This is a genomic window from Bradyrhizobium sp. T-12 (assembly GCF_058314695.1).
The window spans coordinates 5,656,714-5,679,472 of record NZ_CM177756.1; the positions used below are offsets into that span (position 1 = coordinate 5,656,714).

The window sequence follows — 22,759 nt, forward strand, 5'->3', positions numbered from 1 at the left end:
CATTCACGTGGCCACGATGCCGCCGCAAACGACCACCGAAGATTGCACTTGCTCTGATGACAAGCTGAACCTGCAGCGATAGCCTGCCGGCAAAACGAAACATACGGGAGGAATGCGATGTCTGACGCAATGGTTGCTACTCGTGCCACCGAGAAACGCGGAACCGCTCAGCAGGTCGATGTCGCCGTGGTCGGCGCCGGATTTGCTGGCCTCTATCTGCTGCATCGCCTGCGCAAGGCCGGTTTCTCGACCGTCGGCCTCGACGAGGCCGGTGACGTCGGCGGCACCTGGTATTGGAACCGCTACCCCGGCGCGCGCTGCGACATCCAGACCATCGATTACAGTTACACCTTCGATCCTGAGCTCGAGACCGCCTGGACCTGGTCGGAGAAATACGCGACCCAACCCGAAATCCTGCGCTATCTCGGCTTCATCGCCGACCGCTACGATCTCAGGCGCGACATCCGCTTCAAGACCAAGGTCACCGAAGCCAAATGGGACGAGCAGGCCGAGCGCTGGCTCATCACCACCGACAATGGCGAACCGGTTTCCTGCCGCCATTACATCATGGCCACCGGCTGCCTCTCGGCGCCGAAGCCGCCGGAGATCGACGGCGTCAAGGATTTCAAGGGCGAGGTCTATTTCACCGGACGCTGGCCGCATGACGGCGTCAATCTCGCGGGCAAGCGCGTCGCGGTGATCGGCACCGGCTCGTCGGCCATCCAGTCGATCCCACTGATCGCCGAGCAGGCAGCGCATCTGACCGTGTTCCAGCGCACGCCGAACTTCGCACTGCCGGCGCATAACGGCCCGGCGCCGTCGGACCGCAAGACCTTCTTTGAAAGCGATCGCGCGGCCTATCGCGAGCAGGCGCGCCAGTCGATGGCCGGCGTGCCCTATCCGCAGCAAACGGTCGTGAGCTGGCAGCTCAGTGACGCCGAACGTCGCGAGCGGTTCGAACGGGCCTGGGCGGCGGGCGACCTCGTCCACATCCTGACCCAGCTCTGGGCCGATCAGGCCGTCGACGTCGACGGCAACAAGATCGTCCAGGACCTCATCCGCGAGAAGATCCGCGCGGCCGTGAAGGATCCCGAAACGGCGGCTGCGCTGATGCCGGATGACCATCCCTTCGGCGCCAAGCGCCCCTGCCTGGAGACCAACTACTACGCGACCTACAACCGGCCGAACGTCACCCTGGTCAATCTACGCCAGGAGCCGATTAAGGCGATCACCGCCGGCGGCATCACGACGGCCAAGCGCAATTTCGACGTCGATGTCATCGTGTTCGCGACCGGGTTCGATGCCATGACCGGCGCGATCCGCGCCGTGCATCCGATCACCGGGCGCGGCGGCAAATCGCTCACCGACGTCTGGGCGCAGGGACCGCAGAGCTATCTCGGGCTCACGGTGGAAGGCTTCCCGAACTTCTTCATGATCACCGGGCCAGGCAGCCCGTCGGTACTGTCGAACATGGCGGTGTCGATCGAGCAGCATGTCGACTGGGTGGTCGACCGCTTGGCTGCGCTGCGCGATGCCGGCTTCACCACGATGGAGCCGACAGAGACGGCGCAGGCCGGCTGGAACAGGCACATGGCCGACTGCTCGATGCTGACGCTGCACCGGCTCGCCAACACCTGGTACACGGGCGCCAATGTGCCCGGCAAGGTGCAGGGCCTGATGCCCTATACCGGCGGCGTCGGCCCCTATCGCAGCATCTGCGACGAGGTGGTCAGCCGCGGCATGCTCGGTTTCAAGCTCACCGGTCCCGGAGGCGCCGCGCAATGCAATGACGGCGAGGTGGTGCGCCTGCAGCCGGACGTGCGGCTGGTGCTGGGCCTGCTCGCGACACTGAACCTGCCGCCGATCGAGTCGATGGGCGCGGAAGGCGCGCGCGCCTTCGTCAACGAGTTCAACAAGGGCCGGCCCGCGGGGCGGCCGATCGGCGACATCGTCGATGGCACCCTGCCCGTCACGGGCGGCGCGTTGCCTTACCGCGTCTACAAGCCGGCCTCGCCGGGACCGCATAAGGTCGTGGTCTACTTCCACGGCGGCGGCTGGGTGCTCGGCGACGAGCAATCGGACGAGCCGTTCTGCCGCGACATGGTGCGGCGGACCGGCATGATGTTCGCCAGCGTCGGCTATCGGCACGCGCCGGAGCATCGCTTCCCGACCGCGGCCGAAGACGGCTATGCCGCAACGCGCTGGATCGCCGAGCACGCCGAGCAGCTCGGTGGCAGCCCGGGCCCGGTGCTGGTCGCGGGGTGGAGCGCCGGCGGCAACGTCGCCGCCGTCACCTGCCAGCTCGCCCGCGATCGCGGCGGGCCCGAGATCGCCGGCCAGCTGCTGATCTGCCCGGTCACCGATTGCACCTTCGATCGACCCTCCTACAACGACAATGCGGTCGGCTACTTCCTGACGCGCTCGTTGATGTACTGGTTCTGGGACCTCTATTGCTCGCCCGCCGACCGCAGCGATCCGCGGGTCTCGCCGCTGCGCGGCAAGGTCGCCGGACTGCCGCCGGCCTTCGTGGCGACCTGCGAATTCGATCCGCTGCGCGACGAAGGCATCGCCTATGCCGAGGCGATGTCGGCCGCAGGCGTCCCGGTCGAGCAGTTGAAGGCGCACGGCCATTTCCACTCGTCCTTCACCATGGTCGACGTGGTGATCACCGGCGTGCCGGGCCGGGTGCAGATGGCGGAAGCCTTGCGGCGCTATGCCGGGCTGCCGCCCGAGGTCAGTCGCGACGAGCCTGGCCCTGGCTTCAAGATCGCGGCGGCGGCGAGCTGATTGCGACAAGGCGGCCGGGAACCTTTGTCCGGCTGCTGCGTTGGGTCGCCGTGGCATTGAGATGCAGCGACAGGTGTAGGCCCCGGCCCGCGAACTTGCGTGCTGGGGCATTTTTTGCGTGAGGCGAGACGATGGGGGACGTTGTCGGAGAGTCCAAGGTCGATTTCGGTGCGCCTGCGGTTTTGTACAAATGGCCTTCCCTGGCAAATCAGCGCCGGGAGGATAGTGCGCCCTATCAGGTGATCGAGGGCACGCTGGACGAATGCATTTCTGCTTTCACGGCAAAGCCGGCGACGACCCGGCATCTCTATGAGATCCGCACGGCAGCGCAACCGCCGCTGGTGACCGAAGTCCTCTCGCCCGAACACATCATCGAGCTGTCGCGCTGGAGAGAGTTTCTCTGACACTTCACGGGATCGCGGAGGAACCTTCTGCTGGTTTTTCCCGTTAACGCGGATCGGAAGCCAAGTCCGGAAGCCAAGTCGCGAGTGCCCTGAGGATGCTTGAAGCTGGCGTATCGTCCCCCGTCGTGCCCTATGGCGCAGACCAGACCTTGTTCGTGGTGATCGATCGCCGCGACGAGGCGACCGAAATTCGCATCGAACGCAACGATCTCGAAGCGACCATCGGCGAGCTCGTCGCCGGCTGCTTCAACGATCCCATCAAGGTGATCTCGTTCAACACGCTCGAGCATTGGATGAAGGACATCTCGACCGACGTCGCCGGCGAGATCCGCGCGCGCTGCGACATCGACGGAATAGAGCTGCCGGACTATCTCAGCGACTTCGTCGAAAGCCATTCATAGAAAGAATTCATAGAAGGCCATTCGTGGATAGTCCGGCGCGCTAGAAGTGCCGCGCTGTTTGCGCCGGCAACAAAAAAGCGCCGCTTCCGCGGCGCTTTTCGTGTGACACCCACTTAGTGGTGCCAGAACAATGCCAGCAGCAGAACGATCGGCAGCGGCACGCCAAGCAACCAAAGCAAAGCACCTCGTCCAAAACCCATGATGTCCTCCTCTTCTCTCCTGCCCAGATGACGCAGGAGGCGCGAAGAAGTTCCCCGGTTCGCGGGGAGGACGAATGCGTTCAGAGCATGGTTTGCTGGAGCTAAGCGCGCCGGTACTTGCCGGCGATGACGTCGATCTCGCGGCGGCGTTCGTCGGCAAAGGCCAGGAGCTTTTCGATCGTCAGCGTATCCGTGATCCGTTTGGCGAGCCGCTCGGCGCGCGCGGCCTGATCTTCGAGATACTGGATCGTGTTCAAGCGTCCGACTCCCCAACAGCCCCAAATTGTCCGGACACTCATGGTGCTTGAGAAGCCGCTAACAGCCGGTTAAGCGCGCCGCGTTGTCTTGACGAGCGCGCTATTGCACGACCTCGAGGCGGACGTTGGTGATGCCCTTGTCGACCATGCCGAGCGCCTCGGCCGCGGACGGCGAGATGTCGACCACGCGCCCGCGAACATAGGGCCCGCGATCGTTGACCCTGACCGTGACGAAACGGCCGGAGTTGGTATCGGTGACGCGGAGCTTGGTGCCGAACGGCAGGCTGGGATGCGCCGCGGTCAACTCGTTCTTGTCGAACCGCTCGCCGCTCGCGGTCTCCGTATCGGAATAGAAGCTGGCGAGGCCATGCGACGCGGTCTGCTTGGCGTTACCGTCGGGGACGCGCGCCCGGCTGATCGGGCGCGGATGCAGCGCCGCCACGCGGTGCGGCCGCTCGACCGCGGCCTGCCTGTTGGCGCCGGCGAGATCGGCCTTCTGGCGGCCGACCGGCGATTGCGCGCAGGCCGCAAGCGAGGCGGCGCCGGCAATGGCCAGCAGCAGCCGGCACGAGATTGCGAAGGAAATCCGGGCAGTTTCGGCACGTGCAATGCAAGACATGGTACGCCCCTCCGAACGGGAGCGATTTTCGGTGGGCAATGAGGGCAGAACCTTGTCGGAACAAAAGCAGGCGTAGGGCCGCCGCCGTTTCGCGCCAGCTGTGACGATTCCACCACAGTGACGCGTCCTGAATCGGGACAGATTCGCCGGGAATCAGCGCGATACGATGCGCCAGATGATGATGGGCCGCGTGTCCGGCCGGCTCTCGGCCGGCTCCGCATCACCCTTCAGGAGCTGCGCGAACTCACGCCAATAGAGTCGTCGCCAGGTCGTCTTCAAGCTGGCGAGAAAATCGAGCTCTCGTTGCGTCAGCGTGCACATCGCGCCTCAGGCCACAAGGCCTCCCATCGGTTTGACGTCCGCGCTGCCGGGGAAGACCATATCCGCCAGCACCTTCTCCTCGACGCGCAGATGATCTCTGAGCAGGCCTTTCAGCACGGCGCGCAGATCGGTAGTCGGCTTGAGGTCGCGGTCTTCGAACAGCTGCGCCGGCTTCAGGCCCGGCCAGTCCGCGATCACGCGGCCGCCCGCGAGCCCGCCGCCGATCAGGAACGCGACCGTGCCCGTGCCATGATCTGTGCCCTGCGTGCCGTTGATGCGCGCGGTGCGCCCGAACTCGGTGACGACGGCGACCACAGTCTCCTTCCATGCCTCGCCCATGTTGGTCTCAATCGCGGCGAACGCGCCATCGAGTGCACCGAGCAGATTGTAGAGCTGGCCCGAGGCCGCCCCTTCCGCGATGTGGGTGTCCCAGCCGACGAAGCCCATGGCGCCGACGCGCGGACCGTCCTGCTTGGCGAGGTAGCGCGCGGCGGTGCCGGCCGCTTCCGCAAAATAAGCGCGCACGCGCGCGATGCCCGGTGGCGCCAGCGTCGGATCGTCCGACATCGCTTCGCCTGCGCCCGGTGCCCCGCCGAGCGAAGCGAGCTTCATGCGTGCCTGCAGCACGGTGGCGAGCTTCGGGTCGGTGTGCCGGTAGAGATCGAGCAGGCGGCTCTGGGTGTCCTCGCTCGCCGGCAAGAGCTTTTGCGGCACCCATGTCATCACAGGCGCGGAGCCGCGCACCACCAGCGGCGTCACCGAACCGATGCCGAGCGCGCGGCTGCCGCGCGGATCGACGCGGCCGCCCCCTTCCAGGGCAAGCAGCGCGCGGTTGAGCCAGCCCGAGGCGGTTGCGCCCGGCTTGGTGAAGCCGCTCTCCAGCACGTCCTGGCCGTCGAAATGCGAGCGCTCGCGATAGGGCGTCGCGGTGGCATGGACGATCGCGGCCTTGCCGCTCTTGTAGAGCCGGTGCAGGTTCGGCATCGCCGGATTGAGCGCGAAGAAGGAATCCAGCGGCAGCGCCGGCGGCTTGCCGTCCAGCACCAGCGCGCGGTCGCCGCGCAGCGAGATCCAGTCGGGATCGCCGACCGGCGCGACCGCACCGAGGCCATCGAGCGCACCGCGCAGGACGATGACGAGCAGCCGCGGATCGCGTCCTTCGGCGCGCGCGATCCTGGGCATCTGGCTCCAGGCGAACAGCGCACCGGAGCCGGCCAGAAGTTCGCGCCGCGTCGGCAGGTGATTGACGATGCCCATGCTCACCTCCTCTGAAAATCCGCCGACATGAACAGCAATGCCAGCGCCTGCTGGCGGCTCTCGGCGCGGCCGACCGCCTGCTTCACCTCGCTCGCGATCTCCGATGCAAAGACGTCCTCGATGATGGCTTGCGGATCGGTCGTGCCTGCGAGGCGCTCGGCTAGATTGTTGGCGACATCGAGCCGCCGGCCGACGCCGTCGATCCAGCTCGCCTCGTCATCCGGATAGCCTTTTGGCGCGGACGGGCGCCACAGCGGCTCGCCGAGCAGCTCCTGGCCGCCGGTGTAGCGGACCGGATCGACCTGGGTGATGCCGGTCGCACGTGCCATGCCCACGACCCATTCGCCGGGCCGCTTGAGCTTTGACGGCGGCCCGCGCCATGCCTCGTCCGACGACACCATCGCGATCGCGACCTGCTTGAGATCGCCATCGGTGTCGCGAAAGGTTGTCGCCAGCTGCTCGACCAGGACCGGCGGCGGCTCGTCGGCGACGAAGTGGCGGGCAAGCTTGGTCGCGACATGGGTCGCGGTCGCCGGATGCGCGGCGAGATCGCGCAGCACGGCGCGGCCCTGCTCGACGTCCTCCTGCTCATAGCGCTTGCCGAGCACGGTCTGGCCGCCGGGCTCATGCAGCCGCGGATTGAAGATGAACTCGCCGCCATGCTGGGGATCGGCGCCCGGCGGCACCAGCGTCCAGCCGGTCATGACGTTCGCGAAGCTGATGACGTCGTCCTGGGTGTAGCCGGTGCGCACACCGAGCGTATGCAGCTCCATGATCTCGCGCGCGATGTTCTCGTTGAGACCGCGGCTGCGGTTGATGCCGGCGATCGAGTTCGCCCCCATCGAGCCGAGATTGTCGAGATAGAACAGCATGGCCGGATGGCTTTCGGCCGCCAGCAGGAGATCGACGAAATGGCCTAGCGCGTGGGCGCGAACCGCCTCGCGCTCATAGGCGCCGGACATGCTCTGGATCTTGTTGGCCGAGATGCAGAAATGATTGGACCAGAACCACACCAGCCGTTCGGCAAAGCCGATCTCGGCAGTGAGCGCAGCTTCGGTCCGCAGCTTGGCTTCCTGCAAATAGATCGGACGGCCGGGATCGGGGACGGCATCGGCCGCCTGCTTCGCCGCCATCTCGGCGGCGTCCTTCTCCTGGGCATAGCCCTGTGCCCGGCCCTCGGGCTGCGCCTGATCCGCCGACGCCATCTGCTGCTTCTTGACCTGCTGCTGCGCCTGCTTGGCCCGCGCCGTCCGCCGCGCATTGGCATCGGCAACGGTGCGATAGGCCTTTGCGCTGGGGGGAAGGCTGGCGGCGGCGCTCAGTGTGAGCGGCCGGTCGAGCTCGGCAACCAGCGCGCCGCGCGGGTCGGTCCCGATCGCGGCCATCGATCCCGGCCGCGGTCCCATCCCGAAGCGATGCAGCGCCAGCAGGGCTTCTGTCTTGGCAGAATTGCTCATGGCGATCGCCTCTTTCTTCGCGCCTGCCCTGATCGCGAGTCGTTAGAAGCTACGATTTGTAATGCTACAAATCGTAGCATTCACATTGCCGGCCGACAAGCGGAGATTGCGACGCCTCCGTCAAGAAATCGCGAGCCGCCACCCTGCCTAGAAATTCGGGCCGAGCGCGATCTTGGTGATGGTGCCGTTCCGGACGCCGATGCGCCATTCCGCCGAGCCATTGGCGAACTGGGCGATGTAGATGTCGCTGTCGAGCGCGGTGACGCCGCGGAACGAGACCGCCCGCAACGCGCCGAGCTTGGCCAGGATCGCCTGGTCGAACGGCAGCTGCTGGCGCGTGATCTCGGCGACCTCCGACGTCATGAGCTCGTAATCGGGCTGTCCCTTGCCGACGCCCTCGATATAGCGGCGCAGCATCTCCTCGCCATTGGCGATCGGAACGGCGCGGCGTGCGGCGCGCCCCGGCTTCGCGCCGAGGTTCGAAGCCTCCACGTTGTGGAAGCGCGTCTGCCGGCCCGGCATCAAGACCTCGAGGCACCGCCCCGACTTGTCGGCAATGACCCAGGGATTGTTCACGGTGGTGGTGACAGCCCAACTCATATTGGGCCTGACGACGCTCTGCGCCTTGCGATTGCCGTCGGCGTCGAGATTGAAGATGCGGATGTCCTCGCCCATCTCGTTGTAGAGCATGATCCGGATCGGCGAGGTGCCGGCGCGACCGCGCACATTCGCCTGTTCGGCGCAGGGCATGATGCCGCCGAGCTCGTCATTGCCGTCGGCCCGGAAGATGACGTCGCCGGCCTTGCCGTCGGGCTCGAGCAGCAGGCGGAATTCCGCCGTGCCGTTCTCGAACTTGGCGCCATAGATGTCGTAGCCGCCGGGGCCGACGCCGCGGAAGAAGATCGATTCGAGGGCGCCGAGCGCCACGAAGGTGGCCTGCGTCTCGTTGAGCTGTCGATGGATCTTGGCCGCCAGCGGCGCACTCATGCGGTCGTAATTCGGCCTGCCTTGGCGCATGTCCTCGATCCCGCGCAGGATCATCTCCTTGCTGCCGGCAACCGGGACCTGCTCGCGGAAACGATCCGGGACTTCCGCGACACGGCGCGCAAAGTCGGCCTCGATCGCCTGCGCCACCGCCGCGTCGATCCGCGGCGCGAGACGCGCGCCGGCGACCGCGTTCTGGACCAGCACGCGCGAGACCCTGGCCTGCTCGTCGCGCAGGAAGATCAGGAGGTTGTGGCCATGGATCGAGAAGGCATCGGCACCTTCGGCGAGAGCTGTCGCCGGGCCCTGCACGGTCTCCTGCACCTGCAGCCGATCCCCATCGCGGCGCACGGTGAGCACGCGGTTCGGCGCCAGCCGGTACCAGCCGACATATTGATCGAGCGGCGCGGGCTCCGCAGCGGTGGTCGGCATCTCCGCGACACGAACCGCGCGGATGTCGCGGCCGTTCATGCGCAAGCTCAGCTCGGCCGAGCGATGCTCGGCATCGAGCGGGAACGTGATCTCGCCGGACGAGGCCGGATAGGACGCCGTGCCGTCGCGGCCCACCGTCAGGCGCAATTTGCGCTGCCCGGTCATCTGGCCGTAGAGATCGTCGCCCTCGCGGAAGATGGCGAACACCGAGGCCGGACCCATGGCGTAGAAATTGACGAACGGGCGATAATGCTGGGCCGGCGCCTCACCGAGATCGGCGATGGGTGCGGGATCCGGCGCGCGATAGGCGATCATGCCGGCGGACATGATCACGACGGGTGCGATCGCGCTCGCGATCCAGAGCCGCTTGCGCCAGCCGACCGCAGCTGGCATCGCGGCCGCCGCGATGATGCGCTCGACGCGGGCGCGCACGGTCGAGGCCCGCGCCATCGCGAGCTCGACCGACCGCGGCCTCACCGTGCTGGCGAAATCGAGCAGGATTTCCGCATAGGACAGCCGGTCCTCGATGACCTCGATCGCCTCGATGTCGCTGATGATCTCGGCGAGCTCGGCGAGGCGTGCGAGCTGCCACCATGCGAACGGGCTGAACCAGAACATTGCCCGATTGAGCGACGCCAGCAGCAGGACATAGAAGTCGCGGTTGGCGACATGCGCGCCCTCATGCGCGAGCACGGCGAGGCGCTTCTTGGCGTCCCAGCCGGCGAACTGCGGCGGCACCAGAATGGTCGAGCCGAAGGTGACGGGACCGCCGACATCGCGGCTGACGCGCACGTCGGTGCCGGTCATCGGCAAGCCGCGCAGCGGTTTTGCCGCCCGCGCCAGCCGCCAGGTCAGGAAAAGACCGATCGCGAGCCGCAGCAGCAACAGGCCGGCAACGCCGGCATAGACGAGGGTGGCGATCAGCCACCAATTGATCGGCAGACCACTTCGCATCACCGGCGGCGCGACGGCACCGGCGGGAGCGCCGGACAGCGCGGGCTGCGGCGTCTCCAGCATCGAGATGTCGGCCGGCAGGAAATCATCCGGCACGGAGACCGGCAAAGGCAGCCGGCTGATCGTGAGCGTCGGCCAATGCATCACGAACGGCATCGCCAGCGACGCCAGCAGCACGACGATCCACGCCGTCATGTGAACGCGCGGATTGCGCGCGCAGAAAAGATTGAGACCGAACCAGACGACGCCTCCCAGCACAAGGGAGCGCAGTGCCGCCTCCGCCAGAGTTGCGATCATTCTTTCTTCACTCCCCTCGCCTTCTTCGCCTTGGCCACCTGGTCGGCCAGCTCGCGCAATTGCTGCTGGTCGAGCATCTTGTTGTCCACCATGCCGACGAGGACCTCCTCGATCGAGCCATTGCAGAACCAGTCGACGATGCGCTGCACCGCCTTGGCCGCCACCTTCGCGCGCTCTTCGGCGGCGTGATAGACATAGGTGCGGCCGTCCACGGTGTGGCGAGCATAGCCCTTTTCCTCCAGCCGGCGCAGCACCGTACGAACCGTCGATTCCTTCAGCCGCCGCGACAGACGTTCACGCACGATCTCGGCCGTGACGGGACCATGGGCCCAAACCAATTGCATGACCTCGCGCTCGAGGTCGCCCAGTTCGGGCAAACGATCGTCCATGGCATCTGACCTTGCGGCTTGAGTTCTTCTTGTAACGCTACAGATTGTCGCATATAGCGCCGCGCGACACAACGCCGATTCCACCTGAGATGGTGCCGGTGGGCTGACCTGACTGCCGGTTCGTGAATGTGAGACAGGCGAAAAATGCGAGGTCGTCATGCCCAAGCCTGTCCCGGGCATGACGATGCGGAAACGTGGCGCCGTTATCGCGCCGTTCGAGCGCGGGGCGACCGCTCAGTAATGCGGCTCGTACATCTGCGACTGCACAAGGGCCTTGACGTCATTGGGCGCCGGCCCGTCCGCGAGCCCGCGCTGATAGGCAACGTCGGCGACGGCCGCGGCGATGCGGACCGAGACTTCGCGGATGCGCGGCAGCGCCGGATAGAGACTGCCCTGCGCGAGATCGTCCTTGCCGACGCAATCGGCGAGCGTATGGGCCGCCGCCATGAACATCTCGTCGGTGACGAGGCGCGAGCCACTGGCGATGACGCCGAGGCCGACGCCCGGGAAGATGTAGGAATTGTTGCCCTGGCGCGGCACGAAGCTGCGGCCGTTCAGCTTGACCGGATCATACGGGCTGCCGCAGGCGAACAGCGCACGGCCCTCGGTGTAGCGATAGGCATCCTCCGCCGAGCATTCGGCCTTCGAGGTCGGATTGGAGAGCGCGAACACGATCGGCTGTTCGTTGAGCTCCGCCATCGTCTTGAGCACCTCCGGCGTGAAGGCGCCGCCGACCGCGGCGACGCCGATGATCGCCGTCGGCTTCAGCGTCTTGATCGCGGTGAGGAAGTCGGCGATCGGCGCCTGATCGGTGTGGGCATAGCGGAGCTTGTGGCCGGACAGACCTTCGCGTCCGCCGACGACGAGACCGCGGGAATCCACCAGCCAGTTGCGGCGGAGCGCGTCCGCCTCGGAGGCGCCTTCCGCCATCATTGCGGACACCACGAGATCGGCGATGCCGGTTGCCGCCTCGCCGGCGCCCAGGAACAGGATCATCTGGTCCTTCAGCTTGCCGCCATTCACACGCAGCGCCGAGAACAGGCCGGCCAGCGCCACCGCCGCGGTGCCCTGGATGTCGTCGTTGAAGACGCAGGCTTCATCGCGATATTTGTGCAGCAGCTTGAATGCCGAATGATTGGCGAAATCCTCGAACTGGATCAGCACGCCCGGAAAGGTCTTTCGCGCCGCCTGCATGAACTCGTCGACGAAGCTGTCATAGGCTTCGCCCGTGAGCCGCCGCTCGCGCAGGCCGAGATAATAGGGATCGCTCAAAAGCTCTTCGTTGTTGGTGCCGACGTCGAGTACGATCGGCAGGCACGCCTCCGGATGCACGCCGGCGCAGGCCGAATAGAGCGAGAGCTTGCCGACCGGGATGCCCATGCCGTTGGCGCCGAGATCGCCAAGTCCCAGAATGCGTTCGCCGTCGGTGACGACGATCAGCTTGGCCTGATAGGGCCAGTTCTCCAGGAGCTCGGTGATCTGGCCGCGATCGCGCGAGGAGATGAACATGCCGCGCGGCCGCTGGAAGATCAGGCCGTATTTCTGGCAGGCGAGCCCGACCGTCGGCGTGTAGATGATCGGCTGAATCTCGTCGATATTGTCGACGACGACGCGGAAGAACAGCGCCTCGTTGCGGTCATGCAGCGCGTTCAGCGCGACGTATTTTTCGAGGTCCGTCGGCAGCGTGCGCAGGTTGGTGAGGACGCGCTGCGCCTGCGTCTCCATCGTCAGCACGCAAGGCGGCAGCAGGCCGCGCAGGCCGAGTGCTTCGCGCTCGGATTCCGTGAAAGCGGTGCCCTTGTTGAGCAAGGGATCGCGCAGCAGCGCCATGCCTTGCGGCGGATTTGACGACGTCGATTGGGCAACGACCCGGGCAGGTCTATTCACGAATTCCCCCAAGAAGCACATTGAACCGCGCACATTGTCGGCCAGCGCTCCATTGAGATCAAGGACGCAGACACTGAGGCCCCGATTGTGATCTCGCACCGCAGCGAGATTTGCGCCAACGATTGGCAGTTGCGCGCGTAAAAGTTAACGCGGCAAGCTACCCCTCGTCATTCCGGCTGGATGTTGGCCGCCTTCACGATCGGCCACCATTTCTCGGTCTCGGCCTTCTGGAACGCAGCGAGCGCTGCGGGCGTCTGCTGGTCGGTTGGCGGTATCTCCTGCCCGAGTTCGGTAAAGCGCTGCTTGACCGCGGCATCGGCGAGCGCGGCGACGATCGCCGTGTTGATCCGGGCGACGATGTCCTTTGGCGTGTTCTTCGGTGCCCAGATGCCGTGCCAATAGGAAATATAGAGCCCTGACAGGCCCGCCTCGTCGACGGTCGGAATGTCGGGAGCGGAGGCAAGCCGCGTCGGCGATGTCACCGCGAACGCCTTGACCGCGCCGCTCTTGACGTGTGCCAGCGAGTTCGCCGCCTGGTCGAACATGATGTCGATCTGGCCTGCGACGAGATCGATCATGGCGGGCCCCGCGCCGCGATAGGGCACGAACTGGAAGTCGGTGCCTGTTTTATCCTTGAAGAAGACGGCGGCGACATGGGCTCCCGTACCCGCCCCTGAAGTTCCCGCGGTGGCCTTACCGGAATTGGCCTTCAGCCACGCAATCAGCTCCTTGAGATTGTTCGCCTCGAGCGACTTCCGGCCGACGATGAGTTGCGTGCCCATCGCGATCATTGCGACCGGCTCGAAATCGCTCACGACGTCATAAGGCAGCTTGAGGATCGCGCCGTTCAGCACATGAGTGCCCCAATGACCGATCGTGATCGTCGTGCCGTCAGGCGTCGCGCGGGCGGCGCGGGCACCTGCAATGCTGCCGGAGGCACCGGCGACGTTCTCGACCACGACCGTGGTGTGCAGCTCGGCGGCGATCCGCTCCGACAGGATCCGCGCCAGCGTGTCGGTCGGACCGCCCGCGGCGAACGGTACGATGAGGGTGATGGGCCGCGATGACTGAGCGCCTGCCGGCGCGCACCACATCGCGCATGCGATCAACCCGCCAATGACGATCGCATGACCGCGCAACACAGCCCACAGCCCCCGCATCAGTCTCTCCCACCCTTTTTGCCGCCCGCATTTTGGCAGCGGGCCGGAGGGCGAGTGAACGCTGCCGGGCGAGCTGAGGCAAGCGGTAAGTTGATAGCGCTTCTATCCGGCCGCGCGCCGCGGCGTCAGATTGGCGGCGCTATCGGCCGGCGGCGCGATATGCATCAGGATGGTCTGGGTGGCGGATGCGACGTTGATGCCGTTCTGCTGGAAGCGCAGCTTCATGCGCCGGTTGAATTCGCGCTGGACCGGCCAGCGCCCGGCTTCGGTGCAGCGGATCTGGCCGACGATCGACACCATCGCGCCGTCCACCTTGTCGATGCCCCAGAGATCGAGGTCGCCACGGATCAATGCGCGGAAATCCGGCTCGCGGCGCATCTCGTCGACGATGTCCTTGAGGATCTGGCTGGCGCGGTCGGTGTCTTCCTTATAGGCGACATTGACGCTGACGGAGGCGTTGCCTGCGCCGCGGCTCGCATTGGTGATGGTCGTGACCGCGCTGAACGGCACGATGTGCACGGCGCCGTCGCCCGCGCGCAGACGTATCGTTCGAATGGAAACGTTCTCGACCACCCCTGACAGGCCCGACACGCTGACATTGTCGCCGACCTGTACCGTGTTCTCCAGCAGCAGGAACAGCCCGGTGATGAGGTCCTGCACCAGCTTCTGCGAGCCGAAGCCGATGGCGATGCCGACGATGCCGGCACCCGCCAGCAGCGGCGCGACATTGACGCCGATCTCGCTCAGCGCGGTGAGGCCGACGATCGTGGCGATCAGGCAGAGCAGCGCGGTGCGCAGCATCGGCTGGAAGGTGCGCAAGCGCGCGGCGCGGGCGTAGTGCCCGTCCCGCGACAGCGTGTTGATCTGGCGGTCCAGAAGCGCGTTGCTGGCTTCCCAGATCGCGGCTGCGATGAATACGGCGAGGCCGATCGTCACCACGGCGGAGATCAGCCGGCTGCCGATCTGGCCGCCATAGAACCAGACGATGGCGTCCACACCCCAGACTTCGAGCATCGCCACGAAACCGATGAAGACGATCACGCCGGAGACGATCCTGCGCAGCAGCGGCAGATAGCGGTTGGCGCGGATCTCCAGACCCGGAAAGCGCTGCAGGATCTCCGGCTGGATGCGGAAGCCACGGTCGATCAGGCTCAGCGTCAGCATGATGGCAACGCGCGTGATCACGGCAACGACGACAGTGCCGACGAAATATTGCAGCAGCAGCGAATAACCGTTGCGGATGTTGAGCGCCCACACCGCCCAGAGCGCGAGATCGAGCGCGATGGCGAGATAATGCCATCCGCCGGCGATGCGGTTGCGCAGGCGGGCCGCGATGCCCTGCCGGTCGGCCGGCGCCCGAATGGCCTCGGCGACCTGCCGGCGGCATTGCAGGATGATGACGACGACGAAGAGATGCACGATCAGCATCACCATGCGGAGCAGCGCGGCATAGCCGGCGCGGTGCAGGCCGAGCAGCAGCGCGACATTGGCAAAAGCGATGCCGGAGACGCCGACGCCGACGATGCGGCGCGCCCAGATCTCGACATAGGCCGCCGTCTCGGCGCGCACCGGAAACAGACCGAACGGCCCGGCCAGCGCCCGGAAGACGCAGATGAGTCCGCGCGAAAACGCATAGGCGTTGACGACCGCGAGGATCACGAGGCGAACGGTGGTGGGCTGTCCGATCTCGGTGCCGAGCAGCGCCGTCGCGACGCCGACGAAGAGGAGCACGGGAAGCAATTCGAGGACGAGGCGCCCGAACACGAAAGGCAGGCGCTGCATGATCTGCCAGACGCGCGCCAGGCTGTGACGGCGCTTGTGCAGTTCGGGCGCGGGGGTGACATCGGCAACCGACGACGGCGGATCCGCAATCGGCAACACCTGCGCCGGCAGATGCGCGGTTTGCGGCACACGCCCCTCGAGGAAGGCAACCGGGCGCCGGATCAGGCGGAACAGTACCCATTCGGCCGCGAGCGCGCAGCCGACCACCAAGGCGAGCTTCCAGGCGATCTCGATCAGAAGGTTATAGGCCGCGGGATCGTTCGCCGTTCGCACGATCCAGTAATAGAACGCCGGGAAATGCGTGATCGTCCGCGCCACGCTGGCGATCTCGCTCGAGATCTCGCCAATCTCCTCCGACACCGTGAGCAGGAGCTGCGCACCGAGTCCGTCGGCCGAGAGCGGGATCGGCGACTTGCGCTCGGGCGCGGGCGTCGCAGGTTGCTGCGGACCGGACGCATTGGCGATCAGGCGCAGCGTATCGATCATCTGCGCGCGCTTCTTGTCGTCCTGAAGCGTCTCGAGCGCACGCTTGGCCTCGTCCGGCGACAACGCGGCGGCATTGTTCGCGGCCGGCTGAGGCGGCTGGGCGCGAACGCTCGGGAAGGAGAAGAACGCGAGGAAGAGAACGGCGAGAACCACCGGGGCAAGCTTATGCGACACGAGGAGTCCTTAAAAAAATGCATGCGCCGGCGGCATCGGGACCACCGAAACACATGCGTCATGTCGGATTGAAGCTATTCGCCTCGCGCCTGTGTCGGAAGTTGGCCTTCGAGGCGACATTCTCTTGGCATTTGCCGCAATGCGGGGGCGGGGAACCTCGTCTCAGCAGAGTTCAGACGCCGACGAAGCGCGGTCCGTGCAACGCGATCCGTCCATTGCGGGATTCCCGCAGTTCGACTTTACGAGTCGTCACGCCCGGGCTTGTCCCGGGCATCCACGTTCTTCGCGCCTCGGGCCAAGGCCGTGGATGGCCGGGACAAGCCCGGCCATGGCGATGTGGTGACCAGTGCACCCCAATGCACAAATCATCCGCGGATCGCTCCGTCATTCCGGGAAGCGGCCCGGAATGACGGCGAGGAGGAAGGAGGGAGAAACGCAGGATGTCAAAGGCAGCTATCGCGGTCGGCCTCGTCAAGACCATCCACACGATCGGCGACCAAAATACAGCGCCGGGAAGGTAGGGGCTCTGCCTTACTGATGCAGCCCGCTAAACCTTGACCCGGCGTGCCGTTCGCGGTTTCTGCCGCTATGCGATAGTCCGAACGAGCTCCATCGCACTTAACGCGGCTGGATTTGCGGAGGTGGTGTCATAGACCTCCCCTTGCTCATGAGGTGGACGTTGCGTGTCGCTTGTTTGCGACCGGCGGCATGGTCCTCCTGTGCCACAAGACTGTCAAGCGGGATCAATCGGCGAGAGATCACAATTGAGCACGCCGGTTCCGGGAATGATCGGAACAGCGCCTGTTTTGCCCGACGCAGCAACTCCATTTCGTATAAATCGAACTGCCTCTTCAACGATCGGCAAGCCATTGATTTTGTTCACGCCGTCTACTGTGCATGGGGTTGTTTTCGCGATTTCTTCGCCTGGCTCCTCTTGTCTTCCTTCTCCAGCGCCATGCGCACCGCGTCGAACTCCTTCAGCGAGGCCTTGTCGGCGCGGGGGAAGCGCAGGTCGAGTTTTTCGAGCGTCGCATTGATCACGGAGCCGATCACGACGCGCGCGAACCATTTGTGATCGGCCGGCACGACATACCACGGCGCATGGGCCGTCGCGGTGTGCCGGACGATGTCCTGATAGACCGCCTGGTAACGCGGCCACAGCGCGCGCTCCTTGATGTCGTCCATCGAGAATTTCCACTGCTTGGCCGGGTCCTCCAGCCGGTCGAGGAAGCGCTCGCGCTGCTCGTCCTTGGACACGTTGAGGAAGAACTTCAGCACCACGGTGCCGTTGCGGCAGAGATAGCGTTCCCATGCCGAGATGTCCTCGAACCGCTCCTTCCAGATGTTCTTGGTCAGCAACTTCTGCGGCAGCTTCTCCTTGGCGAGAAGCTCCGGGTGCACGCGCGTCACCAGGCATTCCTCGTAATGGGAGCGGTTGAAGATGCCGATATGACCGCGTTCGGGCAGCGCGATCACATGGCGCCAGAGGAAGTCGTGATCAAGCTCCTTGCTGCTCGGCGCCTTGAAGGCGTGGACCTCGCAGCCCTGCGGATTGATGCCCTCGAAGATCGCCTTGATGGCGCTGTCCTTGCCGCCGGCGTCCATGGCCTGGAACACGATCAGGAGCGACCAGCGGTCCTGGGCGTAGAGCTTCTCCTGAAACTCGACCAGCCGTTTCTTGTTGACGTCGAGAAGCGCCTGCGCCGTCTCCTTGTCGAGATCGCCCTTCTCGCTGGTCTTGTGATCCTTGAGATGAAACTTGCCCGAACCGTCATAGCGGAATGGCGTGATGTAGCGGTCAAGTTCCTGGGCGGGCGATTTGGACGGCTTCTTGCTCATGAGCGCGGGGCACCTTGCGTTGCGGCTTCAGTCGGTCGAGCAAGCTACCAAGGATGCCCTTGGGAAGGAATATGATGAAGAGCACGAGCAGCACGCCGTAGACGAGATTGTCCCAGCCGACGGCCTTGGTGCCGAAGCCGATGCGCAGGGTCTCGGCCAGCAGAATGGTGATGATGGCGCCGAAGGTCGGGCCGAGCGAGACGAACAGGCCGCCGACGATGGCCGCGAACACCATCTGCAGAGACACTGCGATGCCGCTGACGGTGTCGGGGGTGATGAACATCTGGTACTGGCAGTAGATCGCGCCCGCGAGCGCCGTCATCAGCGCGCTCAGCAGCGTGATCTTCAGCTTCTCCGCGGTCACGTCGACGCCGGCGGCCGCCGCCGCGTCCTCGTCCTCCGAGATCGCCTCAAGCGCATAGCGGGCCATGCTGCGGTCGACCCAGTGCCAGACCACGATGCCGAAGAGCCAGACCCCGAGCGCGATCAGATACCAGGTCGTCTTGTCGTCGAACTGCAGCGCCCACAGCTTGTTGCCGGATGCGCGGTTCGGCGTGTAGCCGAGCGAGCCGCCGGTATAGTCGCGTGTCGCGGTGATGACCTGGAGCACGATGCCCGACAGCGCCAGCGTCACCAGCACGAAATAGTGGCCGGTGATGCGGAAGCGGAAGCAGGGATAACCGACGATCAGCGCCAGCGCGCCGGCCGCGACCATGCCGATGGGAATGCCAATCCAGGGCGACAGGCCGAGATGATTCCAGAGCAGCGCGGTGACATAGGCGCCGATCCCCATGAAGCCGCCATGGCCGAGCGAGACGAGGCCGAACCGCCCCATCATCGACCAGGAGGTGTAGGCGAACGACCAGATCAGGATCAGCACCAGGATGTGCAGATGATAGGGGTCGCGATAGACGAAGGGCAGCGCGACCAGTGCCGCGAGCCCAATGCCCCAGGCTGCAAGCCTCCCCTGCCCCATCATCGGCGCCTCGCCAGGAGGCCCGCGGGCCGGATGAACATCATGACGATGAAAAAGGCGAAGGCGAGCACGTAGCCCCATTCGAGGTCGGAGAACAGGCCACCGAGCGAGATGATCTCGGCGAACACGAAGGCGGCGATGAAGCCGCCGATGAAATTGCCGAGGCCCCCGAGCACGCAGATCAGGAAGGTGATCGGCCCAAACGACAGCCCGACGAAGGGGTGCACGTCATATTGCAGCACCAGAAGGCAGGCGGCGAGCCCGGCCAGCGCGCCGCCGAGTGCGGAGGTGATGAGATAGATTCTCTTGGTGTCGACGCCCATCAGCGCCATGATCTGGCGGTCCTGCGAGATGGCGCGGATCGCGGTGCCGGTGAAGGTGCGCGTCATGAACAGATAGACCGCGACCATGCCGACCAGCGCCGCCAGGAACGACAGCAGCCGGGCATAACTGAAATTCATGTCGCCGAAGGCAAGCACCGGCAGGCGGATGCCGAGGTTGCGGAAGTCGATGCCGAAGGCGACGGTGGCAAAGCTCTGCAGCACGAACAGAACCCCGCCGGTCGCAAGCAGCTGGTTGATCGACGGCGCGGTCAAGAGCGGCGCGATCACGAGGTAATGCAGCGCTGCGCCGAGCAGCGCGACCAGGACAACGGTGAGAGGCGCTGCGACGAAATAGCTGAGGCCGTAGACCTGCACCATGAAGTACATGGCATACATGCCGATCATCACGAGCTCGGCGTAGCAGATCCAGGTCACGTCGATGACGCCGAAGATCAAATTGAGCCCGAGCGCCAGCAGCGCCAGCACGCCGCCGAGCAGGATGCCGTTGATCACGGCCTCCAGCAAATAGATGTCGAAAATGTCCAGGAACGCCTGCATCAGCCTCACACCCCCAGATAAGCTTCCTTGACCGTGTCGCTCGCCAGCATCTCGGCCGAGGTGCCGGACGCCCTGATCGTGCCGGCCTCGATCAGATAGGCGCGGTCGACCACTTTCAGCACCTGCTGCACGTTCTGCTCGACGATCAGCACGGTCAGCCCGCGGCTGCGGATCCGCTTCACCAGCTCGAACACCTGCTGCACCACGACGGGCGCAAGGCCCGCCGACGGCTCGTCCAGCAGCAGCAGCTTCGGATTGGACATCAGCGCGCGGCCGATCGCGCACATCTGCTGCTCGCCGCCGGACATGGTGCCGGCCATCTGGTGGCGCCGCTCCTTCAGGCGCGGGAACAGGTCGAACACGACCTCGAGCCGCTCGGCATAATGGCCCCGCGCCTCCTTCATGAAGGCACCCATCTTGAGATTGTCGTCCACCGAGAGCTGCGGAAACAGCCGCCGGTTCTCCGGCACATGCGCAATGCCGAGGCTGACGATCTTGTGCGGTGGCGTCGCCACGACGTCCGTGCCCTCCATCCGGATCGAGCCGCGCGCGGGGCGGATCAGGCCGGAGATGACGCGCATCAAGGTGGTCTTGCCGGCGCCGTTGGGGCCGATGACGCCGACGGCTTCGCCGGCCTTGACGTCGAGATTGACGTCGAACAGCGCCTGGAAGGTGCCATAGCCGGCATTGACGCCGCGGAGCTCCAGCATCACGCGCCTCCCGCGCGGCGGCGCGCTTCGGCGGCCGCGGCCTGCGTGGTCTCGGCATCGGTGCCGAGATAGACCTCGATGACGCGCGGATCGCCCGCTACCGCACTCGGCAGGCCTTCCGAGATCTTCTCGCCGTGGTCGAGCACCATGACGCGATCGACGACGCGCATCAGCACGCCCATGATGTGCTCGACCCAGATGATGGTGATGCCGAGCTCGTCGCGGATGTTGCGCAGCATGTCGGCGGCCTGATCCATCTCGGCCTCGTCGAGGCCGCCGAGGCTTTCATCGGCCAGCAGCAGCTTAGGCGCCGTGGCGAGCGCCTTGGCGAGCTCGAGCTTCTTCAGGCCGGCGGCGCCGAGACCATCGACGCTGGCGTGGCGATCGGTCGGCAGGCCGACCATCGCGAGGGATCGCTCGGCTGCCTCTTCCGCCTTGACGCGGCTATGTCGGCCCTGGCCGTAGAAACCGGCGAGCGCGACGTTCTCGAAAATGGTCAGGCGGCGAAAGGGGCGCGGAATCTGGAAGGTGCGGCCGACGCCGCTGTTGATGATCCGGTGCGGCGCAAGGCCCGCGATCTCATGCCCGGCAAACATGATCGAGCCCGAGGTCGGCGCCAGCGTGCCGGAGAGCATGTTGAAGATCGTGCTCTTGCCCGAGCCGTTGGGGCCGATCAGGCCGAGAATCTCGCCCTGATCGACCCGAAACGACACGTTGTTGACGGCGGTGAAGCCGCCGAACCGCTTCACCAATCCGCTGACTTCCAGCACCAAAGCCCTCCGCTGCTACTGGTTGCTGTAGGTGGTGCCCTTCGGCAGCGGCAGCACGGCGTCGCGCTGCGCCTGGCTCTTCGGCCACACCACGTGAGACTTGTCGTCGAGATACTGGATCACGACAGGGAACGAGCGCTCGTTCTGCCCGGCCATCGGCGTGCCCTCGCCGTAGAACTTCACGCCGAAGCCGAGCATGGTGCCGCCTTCGGGGATGTCGGTGTCGAGCGCCGCCTTGCGCAGCGCCTCGGGATCGACGCCGCCATATTTCTTGATCGCCCGCGGCAGCACATCCGCCATGAACACATAAGTGTTGGAGGCACCGATGCCGACATGGGCGGAGCGGATGGCGACGCCGGGCTTGATCTTGTCGAACTCCTCGCCGACCATCTTGATGACGGGCGGGAGCTTCGGATCCATGGTCTTCTGGTTGGCCAGCCAGATCGAGATCGGGTCGGTGTTGAAGATATAGGCGGCGTCGGCCCCCATGCCTTCCTTCAGCTTCTCATAGACGCCATAGCCGGCGCCATGGCCCATCAGCGCACCGAACTTCAGCCCCTGCTCGCGGGCCTGGCGCAGCAGCAGGGTGATGTCCGGATTGTAGCCGGTGTGGAAGATGACGTCGGGCTTGGCGCGCTTCAGCTTGGTCACCAGCGGGGACAGATCGGGCGCGGTCGCCGAATAGCCCTCTTTGAGCACGACGTTGAAGCCGGCCTTCTTCGCGCCGGCCTCGTTGCCCTTGGAGACGTCGACGCCATAGGCGCCGTCCTCGTGGATGATGGCGACGCGCAAATCCTTCGGTTCCTTGCCGAGCTTCTCCTTGGCGTTCTGCGCGATGAAATCCATCGTCATCATGCCGAACTGGTCGCCGCTCGCCTGCGGGCGGAACACGTATTTGTAGCCTTTCTCGTTGAACACGGCCGACGAGATGCAGGTCGTCATCCACATGAACTTCTTGAGCTGCTCGACGCGGGCGGCCACCGGCACGCATTGGGCCGAGGAGAAGAAGCCGAGCACCATGTCGACCTTCTCCTGCTCGAGCAGGCGGACGGATTCGTTGATGGCGATGTCGGGCTTGCTCTGCGCGTCGGCATAGACCGCCTCGATCTTGTAGCCCTCCACGCCGGTCTTGGCGAAATGGTCGAGGATGATCTTCGCGCCGACATAATTGAGCTCGGAGCCGCCGCCGGCCAGAGGCCCGGTCAAATCAAAGACGACGCCGATCTTGATCTTCTTGTCCTGGGCCTGGGCGGACGCCGCCAAGCCCGTCGCTGCTATCGCGACCACCAGCCCATGTAGCAACCGGGCAGCCATGCGCAGGCGCATCAAAACCTC

General features: G+C 65.4%; 20 protein-coding genes. 3 read left to right on the forward strand and 17 right to left on the reverse strand.

Annotated features, from left to right (window positions below):
• Positions 1 to 117 precede the first annotated feature (117 nt).
• The 3 genes from AC0WRY_RS27000 to AC0WRY_RS27010 all read left to right on the forward strand — a co-directional run bounded on the left by AC0WRY_RS27000 (position 118) and on the right by AC0WRY_RS27010 (position 3,592).
• The gene (locus AC0WRY_RS27000; protein ID WP_194403808.1) at positions 118 to 2,787 is read left to right on the forward strand and encodes a flavin-containing monooxygenase; all 2,670 of its coding nucleotides are present in this window, start codon (positions 118 to 120) and stop codon (positions 2,785 to 2,787) included.
• A 131-nt stretch (positions 2,788 to 2,918) separates the two neighbouring features.
• Complete coding sequence (locus AC0WRY_RS27005; protein ID WP_194403809.1) at positions 2,919 to 3,191, forward strand: hypothetical protein; 273 nt, start codon at positions 2,919 to 2,921, stop codon at positions 3,189 to 3,191.
• A 95-nt stretch (positions 3,192 to 3,286) separates the two neighbouring features.
• Positions 3,287 to 3,592, forward strand: a complete 306-nt coding sequence (locus AC0WRY_RS27010) for a hypothetical protein (protein WP_194403810.1) — start codon at positions 3,287 to 3,289, stop codon at positions 3,590 to 3,592.
• 301 nt (positions 3,593 to 3,893) lie between these two features.
• Here the strand turns inward: AC0WRY_RS27010 and AC0WRY_RS27015 are convergent, their stop codons facing one another.
• The 17 genes from AC0WRY_RS27015 to AC0WRY_RS27095 all read right to left on the reverse strand — a co-directional run bounded on the left by AC0WRY_RS27015 (position 3,894) and on the right by AC0WRY_RS27095 (position 22,750).
• A complete protein-coding gene (locus tag AC0WRY_RS27015) occupies positions 3,894 to 4,049 on the reverse strand; it encodes a hypothetical protein (protein WP_167771231.1) in 156 nt (51 codons plus the stop codon).
• A 100-nt stretch (positions 4,050 to 4,149) separates the two neighbouring features.
• Positions 4,150 to 4,668 (reverse strand): septal ring lytic transglycosylase RlpA family protein, encoded by a 519-nt coding sequence (locus tag AC0WRY_RS27020; protein WP_194403811.1) that lies wholly within the window; start codon positions 4,666 to 4,668, stop codon positions 4,150 to 4,152.
• A 153-nt stretch (positions 4,669 to 4,821) separates the two neighbouring features.
• On the reverse strand, positions 4,822 to 4,989 hold the full coding sequence (locus AC0WRY_RS27025) for a hypothetical protein (protein WP_194403812.1): 168 nt from the start codon (positions 4,987 to 4,989) through the stop codon (positions 4,822 to 4,824).
• Positions 4,990 to 4,995: 6 nt separating this feature from the next.
• Positions 4,996 to 6,246: a DUF1501 domain-containing protein gene (locus tag AC0WRY_RS27030; RefSeq protein WP_194403813.1), complete on the reverse strand. Its 1,251-nt coding sequence runs from the start codon at positions 6,244 to 6,246 to the stop codon at positions 4,996 to 4,998.
• 2 nt (positions 6,247 to 6,248) lie between these two features.
• Positions 6,249 to 7,703 carry a DUF1800 domain-containing protein gene (locus tag AC0WRY_RS27035; protein ID WP_194403814.1) on the reverse strand — a complete coding sequence of 485 codons (1,455 nt, stop codon included), beginning with the start codon at positions 7,701 to 7,703 and terminating at the stop codon, positions 6,249 to 6,251.
• A 147-nt stretch (positions 7,704 to 7,850) separates the two neighbouring features.
• Complete coding sequence (locus tag AC0WRY_RS27040) at positions 7,851 to 10,370, reverse strand: M56 family metallopeptidase (RefSeq protein WP_194403815.1); 2,520 nt, start codon at positions 10,368 to 10,370, stop codon at positions 7,851 to 7,853.
• Complete coding sequence (locus tag AC0WRY_RS27045; protein WP_194403816.1) at positions 10,367 to 10,759, reverse strand: BlaI/MecI/CopY family transcriptional regulator; 393 nt, start codon at positions 10,757 to 10,759, stop codon at positions 10,367 to 10,369. Before AC0WRY_RS27045 ends, AC0WRY_RS27040 begins: the two co-directional genes overlap by 4 nt.
• A 234-nt stretch (positions 10,760 to 10,993) precedes the next feature.
• A complete protein-coding gene (locus AC0WRY_RS27050; RefSeq protein ID WP_246776521.1) occupies positions 10,994 to 12,589 on the reverse strand; it encodes an NAD-dependent malic enzyme in 1,596 nt (531 codons plus the stop codon).
• A gap of 224 nt (positions 12,590 to 12,813) precedes the next feature.
• Positions 12,814 to 13,806: a Bug family tripartite tricarboxylate transporter substrate binding protein gene (locus tag AC0WRY_RS27055; protein WP_491121698.1), complete on the reverse strand. Its 993-nt coding sequence runs from the start codon at positions 13,804 to 13,806 to the stop codon at positions 12,814 to 12,816.
• 102 nt (positions 13,807 to 13,908) lie between these two features.
• Entirely contained in the window at positions 13,909 to 16,248 is a 2,340-nt protein-coding gene (locus AC0WRY_RS27060; RefSeq protein ID WP_194403819.1) for a mechanosensitive ion channel domain-containing protein, read from the reverse strand.
• 733 nt (positions 16,249 to 16,981) lie between these two features.
• Positions 16,982 to 17,131, reverse strand: coding sequence for a hypothetical protein (locus tag AC0WRY_RS27065; RefSeq protein WP_194403820.1), 150 nt, complete (start codon positions 17,129 to 17,131; stop codon positions 16,982 to 16,984).
• A gap of 5 nt (positions 17,132 to 17,136) precedes the next feature.
• Entirely contained in the window at positions 17,137 to 18,087 is a 951-nt protein-coding gene (locus AC0WRY_RS27070) for a polyphosphate kinase 2 family protein (RefSeq protein WP_491121701.1), read from the reverse strand.
• Positions 18,047 to 19,066, reverse strand: a complete 1,020-nt coding sequence (locus AC0WRY_RS27075; protein WP_194403822.1) for a branched-chain amino acid ABC transporter permease — start codon at positions 19,064 to 19,066, stop codon at positions 18,047 to 18,049. Before AC0WRY_RS27075 ends, AC0WRY_RS27070 begins: the two co-directional genes overlap by 41 nt.
• Entirely contained in the window at positions 19,063 to 19,944 is an 882-nt protein-coding gene (locus AC0WRY_RS27080; RefSeq protein WP_491121703.1) for a branched-chain amino acid ABC transporter permease, read from the reverse strand. The genes AC0WRY_RS27075 and AC0WRY_RS27080 overlap by 4 nt, the downstream gene beginning before the upstream one ends.
• Positions 19,945 to 19,949: 5 nt before the next feature.
• Positions 19,950 to 20,654 carry an ABC transporter ATP-binding protein gene (locus AC0WRY_RS27085; protein ID WP_194403824.1) on the reverse strand — a complete coding sequence of 235 codons (705 nt, stop codon included), beginning with the start codon at positions 20,652 to 20,654 and terminating at the stop codon, positions 19,950 to 19,952.
• Positions 20,654 to 21,424: an ABC transporter ATP-binding protein gene (locus tag AC0WRY_RS27090; protein WP_194403825.1), complete on the reverse strand. Its 771-nt coding sequence runs from the start codon at positions 21,422 to 21,424 to the stop codon at positions 20,654 to 20,656. The genes AC0WRY_RS27085 and AC0WRY_RS27090 overlap by 1 nt, the downstream gene beginning before the upstream one ends.
• 15 nt (positions 21,425 to 21,439) lie before the next feature.
• Positions 21,440 to 22,750 (reverse strand): ABC transporter substrate-binding protein, encoded by a 1,311-nt coding sequence (locus tag AC0WRY_RS27095; protein ID WP_194403826.1) that lies wholly within the window; start codon positions 22,748 to 22,750, stop codon positions 21,440 to 21,442.
• Positions 22,751 to 22,759: the final 9 nt, after the last annotated feature.

What these genes read in the sequence shown, in the direction of transcription:
- AC0WRY_RS27000 (WP_194403808.1), top strand. Translation starts at nt 118, where the DNA reads ATGTCTGACGCAATGGTTGCTACTCGTGCCACCGAGAAACGCGGAACC.
- AC0WRY_RS27005 (WP_194403809.1), top strand. Translation starts at nt 2,919, where the DNA reads ATGGGGGACGTTGTCGGAGAGTCCAAGGTCGATTTCGGTGCGCCTGCG.
- AC0WRY_RS27010 (WP_194403810.1), top strand. Translation starts at nt 3,287, where the DNA reads ATGCTTGAAGCTGGCGTATCGTCCCCCGTCGTGCCCTATGGCGCAGAC.
- AC0WRY_RS27020 (WP_194403811.1), bottom strand. Translation starts at nt 4,668, where the DNA reads ATGTCTTGCATTGCACGTGCCGAAACTGCCCGGATTTCCTTCGCAATC.
- AC0WRY_RS27025 (WP_194403812.1), bottom strand. Translation starts at nt 4,989, where the DNA reads ATGTGCACGCTGACGCAACGAGAGCTCGATTTTCTCGCCAGCTTGAAG.
- AC0WRY_RS27030 (WP_194403813.1), bottom strand. Translation starts at nt 6,246, where the DNA reads ATGGGCATCGTCAATCACCTGCCGACGCGGCGCGAACTTCTGGCCGGC.
- AC0WRY_RS27035 (WP_194403814.1), bottom strand. Translation starts at nt 7,703, where the DNA reads ATGAGCAATTCTGCCAAGACAGAAGCCCTGCTGGCGCTGCATCGCTTC.
- AC0WRY_RS27040 (WP_194403815.1), bottom strand. Translation starts at nt 10,370, where the DNA reads ATGATCGCAACTCTGGCGGAGGCGGCACTGCGCTCCCTTGTGCTGGGA.
- AC0WRY_RS27045 (WP_194403816.1), bottom strand. Translation starts at nt 10,759, where the DNA reads ATGGACGATCGTTTGCCCGAACTGGGCGACCTCGAGCGCGAGGTCATG.
- AC0WRY_RS27050 (WP_246776521.1), bottom strand. Translation starts at nt 12,589, where the DNA reads ATGGCGCTGCTGCGCGATCCCTTGCTCAACAAGGGCACCGCTTTCACG.
- AC0WRY_RS27055 (WP_491121698.1), bottom strand. Translation starts at nt 13,806, where the DNA reads ATGCGGGGGCTGTGGGCTGTGTTGCGCGGTCATGCGATCGTCATTGGC.
- AC0WRY_RS27070 (WP_491121701.1), bottom strand. Translation starts at nt 18,087, where the DNA reads ATGAGCAAGAAGCCGTCCAAATCGCCCGCCCAGGAACTTGACCGCTAC.
- AC0WRY_RS27075 (WP_194403822.1), bottom strand. Translation starts at nt 19,066, where the DNA reads ATGATGGGGCAGGGGAGGCTTGCAGCCTGGGGCATTGGGCTCGCGGCA.
- AC0WRY_RS27080 (WP_491121703.1), bottom strand. Translation starts at nt 19,944, where the DNA reads ATGCAGGCGTTCCTGGACATTTTCGACATCTATTTGCTGGAGGCCGTG.
- AC0WRY_RS27085 (WP_194403824.1), bottom strand. Translation starts at nt 20,654, where the DNA reads ATGCTGGAGCTCCGCGGCGTCAATGCCGGCTATGGCACCTTCCAGGCG.
- AC0WRY_RS27095 (WP_194403826.1), bottom strand. Translation starts at nt 22,750, where the DNA reads ATGCGCCTGCGCATGGCTGCCCGGTTGCTACATGGGCTGGTGGTCGCG.